The following is a 14,535-nucleotide window of genomic DNA, read 5'->3' as shown; positions in this document are numbered from 1 at the left end:
ACAGGAAATATTGGTAGTTCAGAGGATATTGGAGTAATCCGCCTCGATCCGGTCCAGGCTCAAGTGATTGAGGAAGTTGGAGAAGCACATCCACGCCGACAGCGCGTTCATGTCGCGGAACTGTTCCGGCAGGTATTTCGGCGGCACCACCAGACCTTCATCGACCAGTTGACGCAGGGTACGCATGTCCTCCAGCGTGGTCTTGCCGCAGAACAGCAGCGGTACCTGCTCAAGCTTGCCCTTACGCACGGCCAACTGAATGTAGTTGTAAACCATGATAAAGCCCTTGAGGTAGGACAAGTCTTTGGTGAATGGCAGACCGGTTGGCGTCGAGCCTCGGAACACCCGGCTGGCGTTGCCGTAGCTTTCGGCCATTTCGAAACCCTGTTCGCGGAAGAACTCGAACACCTGCAAAAAGTCCGCGCCCTCCTCGACCATGTGAATGGCGCGGGTGCGGTTGGTCAGTTTGCGCAGGCGGCTCGGGTAGGAGGCGAAGGTGATGATTTCCATCAGGATCGCCAGGCCTTCCTGGGTCACCGTCGACGAGGGTGGGCCTTTGGACAGGAAGGTGCAGATCGGCTGGTTCAAGCCATTGAGCGTGGTGCCGACGTGCACCAGACCTTCATGGACTTCCAGTGCACGCACGTCGCGGTCGTTGAACAGCGCGTCAGTGCGGATCTTGATGTAATCGGCGCCCGCGGCCGCGTCGGCAACGATGCCGTCGGACTCGAACACGCGGATGGTTTCCTCGGCCTCGCCAAACACCTTGTTCAAGCGGGTTTGCAGCAGGTGCACGGCGTCCTTGGCGGTGAGGACTTTCGGCTCGTCCTTCAGGTCGCCACGGCCATCGATGTTGTTCAGGTAGTCGGACATCATCAGGCCGAGGTCGGCCAGGGTCGGGTCGCCGGCGTGAAACGCATCGGACGCGGCGCCGTACAGCTCTTGCGAGATCAGGCCGAAATCTTCGGTGCCGCGCGCTTCGAGCATGCGCACCACCATGCGGTATTCCTTGCACATGCGCCGCATGATCTGCCCGACCGGGTTGAACTGGCCGAGCTGGCGGGTGATGTCGCGTTCGATGTTCTGGAACTCGAGTTTGACCTTGCTCGAATCGAAGGACAGCGGCCGATTGAGGTAGTAGTCGCGATCCACCGCCGGCATTTCCTTGCCCTTGGCCTTGAGAAAGCCCTTGCGGATGTTCTCGTCCCACTTCACCGCATCGAGCACGCGGATCGGCGTCTGCGCCAGCACAATGCGATCGGACAACGTGCGTATCGTCTGCTGGTAATCGTCCACCCGAAACTCCTGTAGAAAACTGAATTATTTGGCGCGGGCCTGGCGCTGATAGCGCGCGGCCTCGACGAATACGTCGGAATTGGCCGGATCGTCGAGGTAAGCAAAGACCTTGTCGAGGCTACTGTCGACTTGCACGCCGTCGCCGTCGTCCTCGGTCTGGAAAACCTTGCCGTCGAGGGCTTGCTGTTTGATCGCCTGATTGATCTGTTCGAGGTCGAGGTTGTACACCACCAGTTCGTGTTTGTCGGTGAGTTCGAAACCGGCGATGGCGTATTGGCCACCGTAACGCGCCGGCACTTTCGCCGACAGGTACCAGCGGCTGCCGTGGCGCGACACCGTGAACGGGTAAGCCTCGCGCTCGTGAGGCCGGGCCTTGAACCAGGTGACGGCCTGATAGCGATCATGGCCGACGCGGGTCAACTCAAGGTTCATCGGCTCGCCCCAGGCATTGGTGCTCGACCACGTGCCCAGCAGGCCCTTGGGCGCCGACTCACTGGCGGGCAACGGATCCTTGAAAGTCACCAGACAGCCACTGAGCAGCAGGAACGACAAGGCGATCAGCACGCCACGCCAGGCTTTCATTCAACACTCCCTATGAACATATCCCGCCCTGACGATCACCCATTTCACCTGTGGGAGCGAGCCTGCTCGCGAAAGCGGTGTGTCAGGCAACAGAGNATGTCAGACCGCATTCGCGAGCAGGCTCGCTCCCAAAGGGGTTGGCGTTACACCGAGGCCAGGACCAGATGCATGTACCGCGTCAGAATCCCGAGCATGTCCTGTTCGGCCAAAGGCTCGGCGTCGTTGAGCAGGCCCTGATATTCCATCCGTCCGATAATCGCCGTCAACACTTTGGCATCCTGTTGCGGTTCACGCGAGCCCAGGACTTGGAACAACTGGCAGGTGCCCTGCAGCAGAATCTGCTGATGCGAGCGCACCAGATCCGCCAGGCGCGGGTTGAGCAGCGCTTCCTGGCGGAACGCCTGCTCGGCCATCAGATGCTCGCGACGGTTGACCAGTTGCCGGTGCACATAGTCCGCCATCAGCCGCGCGATGTCGTCGGCCAGTTGCGAGCGCGACTCGGGGCTGCCGTCGCCACTGACGACCATCTCGCGCAGCAAGCCTTCGTTGTTGATCCACAGCTTGGCCATGTAGGCCGCGCTGCGTTCGACGTATTGGGCGAAGGTATCGGTGAGCAGGTCATCGATGTCCTTGAAGTAATAGGTGGTGGCCGACAGTGGCACACCGGCCTCGGCCGCCACGGCCCGGTGGCGCACGGCACGCACGCCGTCGCGCACGACAATGCGCATCGCCGCGTCGAGAATGTCCTGTCGACGCTGCTCACTGCCCTGTCGGCTGGCCTTGCGGCCCTGGTACTGAACACTTTCAGCGACCGCAGTGGCGATACCCGCTGCACCTTCTTGAGCGATTGCAACCATCACGACTGGACTTCCTCTGCTATTGCAAAATTAACCAATTGATACATTTGTACCAGACAGGCAATAAAAAGCCGCCTGTTTTAGGCGGCTTTTTAACTGAAACGTTTACGCTTGCGGTCGCATGTGCGGGAACAGGATCACATCGCGGATCGATGGCGAGTTGGTCAGCAACATCACCAGACGGTCGATGCCGATGCCTTCACCGGCCGTTGGCGGCATGCCGTACTCCAGCGCACGCACGAAGTCGGCGTCGTAGTGCATGGCTTCGTCGTCGCCAGCGTCCTTGTCGGCCACCTGCGCCATGAAACGCTCGGCCTGGTCTTCCGCGTCGTTCAACTCGGAGTAGGCGTTGGCGATTTCACGGCCGCCGATGAACAGCTCGAAACGGTCGGTGACGTTCGGGTTCTCGTCGTTACGACGAGCCAGCGGCGACACTTCGAACGGGTACTGAGTGATGAAGTGCGGCTGCTCCAGCTTGTGCTCGACCAGTTCTTCGAAAATCATCACCTGCAGCTTGCCCAGACCTTCGAAGCCCAGCACCTTGGCGCCGGCCTTCTTGGCGATGGCGCGCGCCTTGTCGATGTCGTTCAGGTCATCGGCAGTCAGCTCTGGGTTGTACTTGAGGATCGAGTCGAACACCGACAGACGGGCAAACGGCTCGCCGAAGTGGAACACCTTGTCGCCGTACGGCACGTCGGTGCTGCCCAGCACCAGTTGCGCCAGTTCACGGAACAGCTCTTCGGTCAGGTCCATGTTGTCTTCGTAGTCGGCGTAAGCCTGGTAGAACTCCAACATGGTGAATTCAGGGTTGTGACGGGTCGAAACGCCTTCGTTACGGAAGTTGCGGTTGATCTCGAACACCTTCTCGAAACCGCCAACCACCAGACGCTTCAGATACAGTTCAGGCGCGATACGCAGGAACATTTCCATGTCCAGCGCGTTGTGGTGGGTTTCGAACGGCTTGGCCGCTGCGCCGCCAGGAATGGTCTGCAGCATCGGCGTTTCGACTTCGAGGAAGTCGCGCTTCATCAGGAAGCTGCGGATGTGCGCGATCACTTGCGAACGCACGCGGAAGGTCTGGCGCACTTCTTCGTTGACGATCAGGTCAACGTAACGCTGACGGTAGCGCTGTTCGGTGTCGGTCAGGCCGTGGTGCTTGTCCGGCAGCGGGCGCAGCGACTTGGTCAGCAGGCGCACGTTGGTCATTTCGACGTACAGGTCGCCCTTGCCGGAACGCGCCAGAGTACCTTCGGCGGCGATGATGTCGCCCATGTCCCAGGTCTTGACGGCGGCCAGGGTGTCTTCGGACAGGGTCTTGCGGTTGACGTAGACCTGGATGCGACCGGTCATGTCCTGGATCACCATGAACGAGCCACGGTTGAGCATGATGCGACCGGCAACCTTGACCGGGATTGCAGCCTCGGCCAGCTCTTCCTTGGTCTTGTCCGCGTATTTCTTCTGCAGATCTTCGCAGTAGTTTTCACGGCGGAAGTCGTTCGGGAAGGCGTTGCCCTTGGCGCGCTCGGCAGCCAGCTTTTCCTTGCGCAGGGCGATCAGGGAGTTTTCTTCCTGTTGCAGGGCTTGCGGGTCGAGTTGTTGGTCGCTCATGTCTTCAGATATTCCATCAGGTTCGTTGCCCCCGGGCCTGGCGGCCCGGGAATCGCCAGCAGGGCTGGCTCCTACAGGGATCGCGTTGCGTCAGCGATCCTGTGTGCGTCTGTTACAGCCCCGATTTCAGGCTGGCTTCCAGGTATTCGTCGATATCGCCGTCGAGTACCTTGTCGCAGTCGCTGCGTTCGATGTTGGTGCGCAAGTCCTTGATCCGCGACGCGTCGAGCACGTACGAACGGATCTGGTGACCCCAGCCGATGTCCGACTTGGTGTCTTCCAGCGCCTGGGAAGCGGCGTTGCGCTTCTGCATTTCCTGCTCGTACAACTTGGCCCGCAGCATTTTCATCGCGGTGTCCTTGTTGGCGTGCTGGGAACGTTCGTTCTGGCAACTGACCACGGTGTTGGTCGGTACGTGGGTGATACGTACGGCCGAGTCGGTGGTGTTTACGTGCTGACCACCGGCACCGGAGGAACGATAGGTGTCAATCCGCAGGTCTGCCGGGTTGATTTCGATTTCGACCTTGTCGTCGATCTCTGGCGAGACGAAAACGGCAGAAAACGAAGTGTGGCGACGGTTGCCGGAGTCGAACGGGCTCTTGCGCACCAGACGGTGCACGCCGATCTCGGTGCGCAGCCAGCCAAAGGCGTATTCGCCCTTGATGTGCACGGTCGCACCTTTGATACCGGCGACTTCACCGGCCGACAGTTCCATGATGGTCGCGTCGAAACCGCGTTTGTCCGCCCAGCGCAGGTACATGCGCAGCAGGATGTTGGCCCAGTCCTGGGCCTCGGTGCCGCCGGAACCGGCCTGGATGTCCAGGTAGGCGTTGTTCGGGTCCATCTCATGGCTGAACATGCGGCGGAATTCAAGCTTGGCCAGTGACTCTTCAAGCCCTTGAAGCAGTTCAACGACGTCGTTTACCGCGCCTTCATCGTTTTCTTCAACGGCCATGTCGAGCAGCTCGCGGGAATCGGCCAGACCGCTGGACAGCTCATCCAAAGTGTCGACGATCTGCGCCAGCGATGCTCGCTCGCGGCCCAGTTCCTGGGCGTATTCAGGTTTGTTCCAGACTGCAGGATCTTCAAGCTCGCGATTGACTTCGATCAGACGCTCATGCTTTTGATCGTAGTCAAAGATACCCCCGAATAGTTTCGGAGCGCTCGGACAGGTCCTTGATGGTGTTCAGGATCGGGTTGATTTCCATGACGGGCAGCACTCGTTGGCGAACTTTTGAAAGCCGGCGAGTATAACGTAATCACGCGGTCAAGGCAGCCCGTCTGGCGGCTGTCGGGGTGAATCACTTGACACATTGCCCCTGTAGGAGCTGCCGCAGGCTGCGATCTTTTGATTTTGCTTTTAAAGATCAAAAGATCGCAGCCTGCGGTAGCTCCTACAGCAATTGATGGGTTACTCGATACCTACCTGGTTACGGCCATTGTTTTTCGCCTGATACAACCCACGATCCGCCGCCGAAATCAGCAACCGGCAGTCGCTGCCCGCCTGCGGCACCATGGTCGCCAGGCCGATGCTGATGGTCAGGCTCGCCCCTTCGCTCGGAGTGTTGTGCGGAATCTTCAGCGCCGCCACGGTCTGGCGCAGCTTCTCTGCCACCAGCCGGGCACCGCCCGGCGAGGTGTTCGGCAGTACCAGCGCGAACTCTTCACCGCCGTAGCGTGCCGGCAGATCCGACGGTCGCGCGCTGGCGTCGCGGATCGCCGTGGCGACCTTGCGCAGCGCCTCATCGCCTTCGACATGGCCAAAGCTGTCGTTGTAGGACTTGAAGTAATCGACGTCGATCATCAGCAACGACAACTGGCTCTGATCGCGCAACGAGCGGCGCCACTCCAGCTCCAGGTACTCGTCGAAGTGCCGGCGGTTGGACAGCCCGGTCAGGCCGTCGGAGTTCATCAGCCGTTGCAGCACCAGGTTGGTGTCGAGCAACTGCTGCTGGCTGACGCGCAACGCACGGTACGCCGCATCCCGCTGCAGCAGGGTCATGTAGGAGCGCGAGTGATAGCGAATGCGCGCCACCAACTCGATGGTGTCCGGCAGTTTCACCAGATAATCGTTGGCCCCGGCGGAGAACGCCGCGCTCTTGATCAGCGGATCCTCCTTGGTCGACAGCACAATGATCGGGATGTCCTTGGTCGCCGGGTGATTGCGGTATTCGCGCACCAGGCTCAGGCCGTCGAGGCCGGGCATCACCAGGTCCTGCAAAATCACCGTCGGCTTGATCCGGACCGCCTGGGCGATGGCCTGGTGCGGGTCGGAACAGAAGTGGAAGTCGATGTTCTCTTCGTTCGACAGCCCACGGCGCACGGCTTCGCCGATCATCGCCTGATCGTCCACCAACAACACCATGGCGGCGTTCTCGTCGGTTTTAATGTCGTCGATCTGTAAATCATTCATGGGCGGTCACCTGAGTACTGCGGGGGCCAGGATTGCGGAAAACACTGTTCATTTGGGGAAAACCTCCAGCAATCGTGGCGCTATCTTTTCCAGTGGACGGATTTCGACGGCTGCATCGATCGCCGCTGCGGCCTTGGGCATGCCGTACACCGCACTGCTTTGCTGATCCTGCGCGATGGTCAGGTATCCCTGCTGGCGCATGAGCTTAAGCCCTTGCGCCCCGTCGCGTCCCATTCCGGTCAATAAAACCCCGATGGCATCGCCGTTCCAATAGTTGGCGACACTTTCGAAGAAGACGTCGATCGAGGGTCGGTAGATCTCGTTGACCGGCTCGGCGGTGTAGGCCAGCGTGCCGTTTTTCAATAAGCGAATATGGTGATTGGTGCCAGCCAGCAGCACCGCGCCGGCCTGTGGCGGCTCGCCTTCGCGGGCCAGGCGCACGTCCAGGCCACTGGCGCTGGCCAGCCATTCGGCCATGCCCGCGGCAAACACCTGATCGACGTGCTGCACCAGCACAATGGCCGCCGAAAAATTGCGCGGCAGGCCCTTGAGCAATACTTCCAGCGCGGCCGGCCCGCCGGCAGACGAGCCGATCGCCACCAGCCGCTTGCACGACGCCGAACTGCGGTGCGGTGTCGGCACCGGACGCGAACGCGGGGTTTTCTCGCCGATCAGCCAGCCGATATTGAGGATCTTGCGCAGCAACGGCGCCGCCGCTTCCTGCGCGTTACCGGCCCCCAGGGCCGGGGTATCGACCACATCCAGCGCACCGTGGCCCATGGCCTCGAACACCCGATGCACGTTCTGCTGGCGGTCAACCGTAACGATGACGATCGCGCACGGGGTTTCGGCCATGATCCGTCGCGTGGCCTCGACACCGTCCATGACCGGCATGATCAGGTCCATCAGGATCAGATCCGGGGTGTTTTCGGCGCACAGACGCACGGCCTCGGCGCCGTTGCCGGCCACCCAGACCACTTGATGCGCCGGCTCGAAGGCCAGCGCACGGCGCAAAGCCTCCACCGCCAGTGGCATGTCGTTGACGATTGCGATTTTCATGCCCGCGCTCCTCCAATGAGCTCAACCACTGCATCGAGCAGGGCGTCGTCATGAAAACTGGCCTTGGCTAAATAATAGTCGGCGCCCGCATCCAGTCCACGACGGCGGTCCTCTTCACGGTCCTTGTACGAGACCACCATCACCGGTAGCGATTGCAGACGGGTATCACGGCGCAGCAACGTAACCAGTTCGATGCCGTCCATACGCGGCATGTCGATGTCGGTGATCAGCAAATCGAAGTCCTCCGAACGCAGCGCGTTCCAGCCGTCCATGCCATCCACCGCGACCGCCACGTCGTAGCCGCGATTGAGTAGCAGCTTGCGCTGCAGCTCGCGCACCGTGAGCGAATCGTCGACCACCAGAATCCGTTTGCGCGCCACTTCGGCGGCCTGGTTGCCGTGCCGCGCAATACGCTCCAGACGCCCGGTGTTGAGCAGCTTGTCCACCGAGCGCAACATGTCTTCGACATCGACGATCAGCACCACCGAGCCATCGTCAAGCAGCGCCCCGGCGGAGATGTCCTGCACCTTGCCCAGTCGTTCATCCAGCGGCAGCACCACCAGAGTGCGCTCGCCGACAAATCGTTCGACCGCCACGCCATAGACCGCATCGCGCTCGCGGATCACCACGACCTTGAGGGTTTCGCCGCTGCTCTGACTGGCCGGACGATTCAGCAACTGGCTGGCGGCGACCAACCCGACATGTCGGCCTTCGTGCCAGAAATGCTGGCGACCTTCGATCTGCACGATGTCCTGTGGCTCCAGGTCGCACATGCGCTCGATGTGCGCCAGCGGAAACGCATAGGCTTCCTCGCCGACCTCCACCACCAGACTGCGCACTACCGACAGGGTCAGCGGCACTTCCAGATGAAAGCGGCTGCCCTCGCCCGCCGTCTGCTCCAGCACCACTGCACCGCGCAGTTGCCGGACCATGTGCTGCACCGCGTCGAGGCCGACGCCACGCCCCGACACTTCGGTGACGGTGTCGCGCAGGCTGAAACCTGGCAGGAACAGGAACGTCAGCAGTTCTTCTTCGCTCAACTGCGCGGCAGTTTCGGCCGGTGACAATTGGCGTTCAACGATGCTGCGGCGGACCTTTTCCAGGTCGACACCATTGCCGTCGTCACTCAGTTCGAGCACCAGCAAACCGGCCTGATGCGAAGCACGCAGGCGGATCAGGCCCTCTTCGGACTTGCCCTTGAGCAGGCGTTGTTCCGGGGTTTCGATGCCGTGGTCGACCGCGTTACGCAGCAGATGAGTCAGCGGCGCTTCGAGTTTTTCCAGTACGTCGCGGTCGACCTGCGTCTTCTCGCCTTCGATTTCCAGCCGCACCTGTTTGCCAAGACTGCGCCCCAGATCCCGAACCATGCGCACCTGACCGGTGAGCACGTCGGCAAACGGGCGCATGCGGCAGGCCAGCGCGGTGTCGTAGAGCACTTGTGCGCGCTGGCTGGCCTGCCAGGCGAATTCGTCGAGCTCGGCGTTCTTTTCCGCGAGCAATTGCTGAGACTCGGCCAGCAAGCGCCGCGCATCTTCAAGGGCTTCCTGGGCTTCGAGGCTCAGCGTCTGTTCCTTGAGATGCACATTGAGGCTTTCCAGCGCCCGTAGACCATTGTTCTGCATGCGCCTGAGGCGCTGCATGGTCGCTAGATGCGGCTTCAGTCGCTGGGTTTCGACCAGTGATTTACTCGACAGGTCGAGCAGGCTGTTCAGACGCTCGGCAGTGACCCGCAGCACGCGCTCGCCACCTTCGGTGGTGCGTTTGTTCTTGCGCGGTGCCGGGTCGGAGGTTTCCTGCGGTGTATCAACCGCCGGCCTGGGCGCTGGCGGTGGCGGTGGCGTTTCGATCGGCGCAGACGGTGCCTGCATCTGCAATTCGGCCATGGGCGGCGACGCCACGGCGGGCGGTGTCGAAGGGTCGAGCAGGCGGCCCATCAACGCCACATACGCCTCAATGTCCGGCGCTTGCGGGGCATTGGCCGGTGTGGCGATACGCATCAACAGATCGGTGCCCTGCAACAACGCATCGATGTGCTCGGGGCGCAGCAACAGCCGCTTTTCTTGAGCGCTGACCAGACAATCTTCCATCACGTGGGCGACGCTGACACCGTTGTCGATGCCGACGATCCGCGCCGCGCCCTTGAGCGAGTGCGCCGCACGCATGCACGATTCCAGATAGTCGGCCTGAGTCGGATTACGCTCCAGCGCCAGCAGCCCACTGCTCAGCACCTGGGTCTGGGCCTCGGCTTCGAGGCTGAACAGTTCCAGCAGCGAGGCGTCGCGCATTTGCTCGGGGGTCATGTGAGGCTCCGGGTCACGGCGGACAGCAACTGTTCTTCATCCAGCCAACGCAGGCTGCGCCCCCGGAATTGCAGGACACCACGGGTGTATTTGGCGCTGGCAGTGCTGTTGTGCTCACTGCCGGCACGCGACGCGGCGTCGAGAATTTTTTCATCGATGGCGTGGATGCCGTCGACCTCATCCACTGGCACCACCACCGGCCCACCGTGGGCGGCGACGATCAACATGCGCGGCATGATCCGCGCGCCCGTGGCCGGTGCGGCGTTGCCATCCAGATCGAGCAACTCGACCAGCGACAGGCACGCCACCAGCGCGCCGCGCACGTTCGCCACGCCGAGCAGGGCCCGCGAGCGCTGGTGCGGCAACGAGTGAATTGCCTGCAGCGGAGCGACTTCCACCAGACTGCGGGTGGCCAGGCCCAGCCACTCTTCGCCCAGGCGGAACATCAGCAGCGAACGGGTTTTCACATCGCTTTCGACCGCCACGGCGACCGGGTCGCGCTCATCCTGCTGCAACGCATAGCGGTCGAGTAGACGCGTGGCGGCAGCGGAATACACCGCGCAGTTTCGGCAGTGAATATGCTCGGTCAGCAACGGGCAGGACTTGTCGCCGTGAATGCCGATGCGGTTCCAGCAGTCATCGATGGCCCGGGCGTCTTCGTGGGTGACGTTCAAGGTGTCGGACGGGATCATCGTTTACGCTCACTGTCGGCGGTACGACCGCTGCGCGCGGCGCGTTCCTGCAATCGTCTGGCACCGGCGCTGTCGCCCTGGGCCTGCAGCAACGCAGCCAGGTGCATCAAGGCTTCGGGATGCTGCGGCTCAAGGTACAAGGCCTTGCGGTAATGGCTCTGGGCTTCGAGGGTGGCGCCGGCCACGTCACTGAGCAGGCCGAGCCAGTAGAACACCTGCGCCACCGGTTCGTGACTGCGCAGGTACTGCTCGCACGCCGCACGGGCCTCGGCGCTTTTGCCTTCGTTGGCCAGCGCAGCGATGTTGGCGAGCAAGGTCGCCGCGTCCGGGTTGACGCTTTTGCTGCTGACGGGCAACGGTGCAACGTTGGCAAACGGACGCGGGCGCACGGGTGGCGGCGGCGTGCGCAGCGGTTGGCGCACGGGCAATGGTGGCGGAGTCGGCAGCGACAGCGGTTGCGGTACCGGATCGTTTTGTCGACTGAAGGCAAACGACTGTGGGATGCCAATCGAGCGCATGCCCAGACGCCCGAGCAGACTGCCCTCGGCCGGGCCGATGAACAGCACGCCATCCACGTGAGTCAGACGCTTGAGCACTTCGAACACCTGCTTCTGGGTCGGCTGGTCGAAATAGATCAACAGGTTGCGGCAGAACACGAAATCGAACGGCGGCTCACCCGCCAGCAGCGTCGGATCCAGCACATTGCCGGCCTGCAGGCGCACCTGTTCGCGCACGGCGTCGCTGACTCGATGGCCGTCCTGTTCGGCGGTGAAATGACGCTCGCGAAAGTCCAGCTCCTGACCCCGAAACGAGTTCTTGCCGTACAGCCCGCGCCGCGCCTTGTCCACCGACAGCGGGCTGACATCCATGCCATCGACCTTGAACTGATGGGGCTTGAGCCCGGCATCGAGCAAGGCCATGGCAATCGAATAGGGTTCCTCGCCGGTCGAACACGGCAGGCTGAGGATGCGCAGCGCGCGCATGTTGTTCAATTCGTCCAGACGCTTGCGCGCCAGCTTGCCGAGGGTGGCGAAGGATTCCGGGTAACGGAAAAACCAGGTTTCGGGGACGATCACCGCCTCGATCAACGCCTGCTGTTCGTCCCGCGAACCTTGCAACAGTTGCCAGTATTCATCGCTGTGCGCCGCTTGCGAGAGCGTGGTGCGTTGGCGCACCGCGCGCTCGATGATCGCCGGTCCGACCGACGTGACATCCAGACCGATGCGTTCCTTGAGGAAATCGAAAAAACGCTGATCGCTGCTCATGACTGCGCCTCATGCGGCGCGGGAAAGAGCAGGCTGCGCACGGCGTCATCCAGCAAATCGTTGACCCGCACCCACTGCACCAGGCCCTGGGCATCTTCGCGCACCGGGCCGAGGTACGGCGCCTGACGATTGTCCAGACCATACGGCTGAAAATCCTCGGGATTGCAGCGCAGGGTATCGGTCGCCTGTTCGAGTATCAGTCCGAGCCAGCGTGACGGCTGCCGTTCATCCGGGCGGTAATGCACCAGCACCAGCCGGGTGCTGGTACGCGCCTCGGCCGGTTGGCCGAAGGTCAGCGCACTGAGGTCGATGGCCGGCACCACCGCACCGCGATAGGCGAACACCCCGGCGACCCAGTTCGGCGCTTGGGCAATCGGCTTCAACGGCAGGCGCGGCAACACTTCCGCCACCTCGGTGGCGCGCAAGGCGTAACGCTCGCTGCCGATGCGAAACAGCAGGAACAACGCCTGCTTCGCCACCGGCGCTGCGCTGCGTTTGGCGGTGATTTCGCTCATCAGACTTTGAATCGCGAAACGCCACTGCGCAGCCCGACGGCCACCTGGCTCAGTTCGTCGATGGCGAAACTGGCCTGACGCAACGACTCGACGGTCTGGCTGCTGGCGTCGCCCAACTGCACCAGCGCATGGTTGATCTGTTCGGCACCGGTGGCCTGGGCCTGCATGCCTTCGTTGACCATCAACACCCGCGGCGCCAGCGCCTGCACCTGATGGATGATCTGCGACAGTTGCTCGCCGACCTGCTGCACTTCGGCCATGCCCCGGCGCACTTCTTCGGAGAACTTGTCCATGCCCATCACGCCGGCAGACACCGCCGACTGGATCTCGCGGACCATCTGCTCAATGTCGTAAGTGGCGACGGCGGTCTGATCCGCCAGACGCCGTACTTCGGTGGCGACCACGGCAAAACCACGGCCGTACTCACCGGCCTTCTCGGCCTCGATGGCGGCGTTGAGCGACAGCAGGTTGGTCTGATCGGCGACCTTGACGATGGTCACCACCACCTGATTGATGTTGCCGGCCTTCTCGTTGAGGATCGCCAGTTTGGCATTGACCAGATCGGCTGCGCCCATCACCGAGTGCATGGTGTCTTCCATGCGCGCCAGGCCTTGCTGGCCGGAACCGGCGAGTACCGAGGCCTGATCGGCGGCGGTGGACACTTCGGTCATGGTGCGCACCAGATCCCGCGAGGTGGCGGCGATTTCCCGCGAGGTCGCGCCGATTTCGGTGGTGGTGGCCGCGGTTTCGGTGGCGGTGGCCTGTTGCTGCTTCGACGTGGCGGCAATCTCGGTCACCGAGGTGGTCACCTGCACCGAGGAACGCTGGGCCTGAGACACCAGCGAGGTCAGCTCGGTCATCATGTCGTTGAAGCCGGTTTCCACCGCGCCGAACTCGTCCTTGCGATCCAGATTCAGACGGCTGCTCAAGTCACCGGTGCGCATGATTTCGAGGATCTTCACGATGCGGTTCATCGGCGCCATGATCGCGCGCATCAGCAGCAGGCCACAGGCACCTGCCGCCAGCACGGCCACCAGCAGCGAGACAAACATGCTGACCTTGGCCGCCGCTACCGCCTCGTCGATGTTGGCCATGGCCTGATCGGCGACCCGCTTGTTCTCGCCGATGATGTCGTTGAGTTTCATGCGACCGGTGTACCAGGCCGGGGTCAGCTTCTCGGTGAACAGCTTGACCGCGTCGGCTTCCAGGTTGCGCTTGTGCAAGTCGAGCACCTGATCCTGGATCTGCATGTAGGTGTCGTGATCCTTCTCGAACGCAGCGAACTCGACCCGGTCCTCGTCGGTGGTGACGGTGTTGCGGTAGTTGGCCATCTGCTCCTGCAGGCGCGTCTCGAACGCCTTGTAGTCCGCCGCATCTTCACTGCTGATACCCTGCCCTTCCTTGAGGCCCAGCAGCTCTTGGGTCTGCAGATAACTGTCGACCCACGCGCCGCGGATCATCGAGCTGTAATAGACGCCGGGAACGGCGTCATCACGCACGCTGCTTTCACTGGCTTCGATTTTCAGCAGGCGGGAATACGAAACGACGACCATCAGCAACATGATGGCGATAATCACCGCAAAGCTCGCCAAAATGCGTTGGCGCAACGTCCAGTTCTTCACAGTGATTCCTCGTGCCTAAGTCGAAATGCGGGGAGTATAGCCGAGGGCGGTGTCTCATTTATAAGACGCTTTTTAACCCTCGGGCCGACCCGAGGTGGTTGGCGGGAAGGCTCTGGGGTGGGACTGTCCGACAATCCGGGGCTGACGTGCCAGTGATGGAACGGCAAAAAGGGGCGATGGATCGGCCATTGCTGTTGTTGTGAGGCTGGAAACGCAATCGCGAGCAGGCTTCGGTGCCTGGCGCAAAACCTGTAGGAGCTGCGGCACGCTGCGATCTTTTGATGTTGGCTTTGAAAATCAAAANCAGCTCCTACACAAGTACCGCG

Annotated in this window: 12 protein-coding genes; all 12 read right to left on the bottom strand. The window is 61.9% G+C overall.

Going from position 1 to position 14,535, the window contains the following annotated elements; translation table 11 throughout:
- Positions 1-18: 18 nt before the first annotated feature.
- The 12 genes from ACTJKS_RS02350 to ACTJKS_RS02295 all read right to left on the bottom strand — a co-directional run bounded on the left by ACTJKS_RS02350 (position 19) and on the right by ACTJKS_RS02295 (position 14,209).
- On the bottom strand, positions 19-1,296 hold the full coding sequence (locus ACTJKS_RS02350; RefSeq protein ID WP_095667407.1) for a flavohemoglobin expression-modulating QEGLA motif protein: 1,278 nt from the start codon (positions 1,294-1,296) through the stop codon (positions 19-21).
- A gap of 24 nt (positions 1,297-1,320) precedes the next feature.
- Complete coding sequence (locus ACTJKS_RS02345) at positions 1,321-1,878, bottom strand: hypothetical protein (protein WP_108181800.1); 558 nt, start codon at positions 1,876-1,878, stop codon at positions 1,321-1,323.
- Positions 1,879-2,021: 143 nt separating this feature from the next.
- On the bottom strand, positions 2,022-2,735 hold the full coding sequence (locus ACTJKS_RS02340) for a TetR/AcrR family transcriptional regulator (protein WP_007964212.1): 714 nt from the start codon (positions 2,733-2,735) through the stop codon (positions 2,022-2,024).
- A 105-nt stretch (positions 2,736-2,840) separates the two neighbouring features.
- A complete protein-coding gene (lysS, locus tag ACTJKS_RS02335; RefSeq protein WP_041063265.1) occupies positions 2,841-4,343 on the bottom strand; it encodes a lysine--tRNA ligase in 1,503 nt (500 codons plus the stop codon).
- A 112-nt stretch (positions 4,344-4,455) separates the two neighbouring features.
- Positions 4,456-5,551, bottom strand: a protein-coding gene (prfB, locus tag ACTJKS_RS02330) for a peptide chain release factor 2 (protein WP_096795805.1) whose coding sequence is annotated in 2 segments (ribosomal slippage) — positions 4,456-5,478 and positions 5,480-5,551 — 1,095 coding nt in all. Because the reading frame shifts where the segments join, the coding sequence is not laid out codon by codon here.
- Positions 5,552-5,754: 203 nt separating this feature from the next.
- A complete protein-coding gene (locus ACTJKS_RS02325; RefSeq protein WP_047292797.1) occupies positions 5,755-6,756 on the bottom strand; it encodes a response regulator in 1,002 nt (333 codons plus the stop codon).
- Between the two features lie 48 nt (positions 6,757-6,804).
- Positions 6,805-7,815 (bottom strand): chemotaxis response regulator protein-glutamate methylesterase, encoded by a 1,011-nt coding sequence (locus ACTJKS_RS02320; RefSeq protein WP_041063258.1) that lies wholly within the window; start codon positions 7,813-7,815, stop codon positions 6,805-6,807.
- Complete coding sequence (locus ACTJKS_RS02315; protein ID WP_108181799.1) at positions 7,812-10,115, bottom strand: hybrid sensor histidine kinase/response regulator; 2,304 nt, start codon at positions 10,113-10,115, stop codon at positions 7,812-7,814. The genes ACTJKS_RS02320 and ACTJKS_RS02315 overlap by 4 nt, the downstream gene beginning before the upstream one ends.
- Positions 10,112-10,807, bottom strand: coding sequence for a chemotaxis protein CheW (locus tag ACTJKS_RS02310; RefSeq protein ID WP_108181798.1), 696 nt, complete (start codon positions 10,805-10,807; stop codon positions 10,112-10,114). The genes ACTJKS_RS02315 and ACTJKS_RS02310 overlap by 4 nt, the downstream gene beginning before the upstream one ends.
- A complete protein-coding gene (locus ACTJKS_RS02305) occupies positions 10,804-12,072 on the bottom strand; it encodes a CheR family methyltransferase (RefSeq protein ID WP_108181797.1) in 1,269 nt (422 codons plus the stop codon). The genes ACTJKS_RS02310 and ACTJKS_RS02305 overlap by 4 nt, the downstream gene beginning before the upstream one ends.
- On the bottom strand, positions 12,069-12,587 hold the full coding sequence (locus ACTJKS_RS02300) for a chemotaxis protein CheW (protein ID WP_041063245.1): 519 nt from the start codon (positions 12,585-12,587) through the stop codon (positions 12,069-12,071). The genes ACTJKS_RS02305 and ACTJKS_RS02300 overlap by 4 nt, the downstream gene beginning before the upstream one ends.
- Positions 12,587-14,209 carry a methyl-accepting chemotaxis protein gene (locus ACTJKS_RS02295; protein ID WP_098967409.1) on the bottom strand — a complete coding sequence of 541 codons (1,623 nt, stop codon included), beginning with the start codon at positions 14,207-14,209 and terminating at the stop codon, positions 12,587-12,589. Before ACTJKS_RS02295 ends, ACTJKS_RS02300 begins: the two co-directional genes overlap by 1 nt.
- Positions 14,210-14,535 lie beyond the last annotated feature (326 nt).

The organism is Pseudomonas sp. 22189 (assembly GCF_052045635.1).
In the GTDB taxonomy this organism is placed as follows: Bacteria; Pseudomonadota; Gammaproteobacteria; order Pseudomonadales; family Pseudomonadaceae; genus Aquipseudomonas; species Aquipseudomonas parakoreensis.
This window is presented reverse-complemented; position numbering and strand designations above follow the sequence as displayed.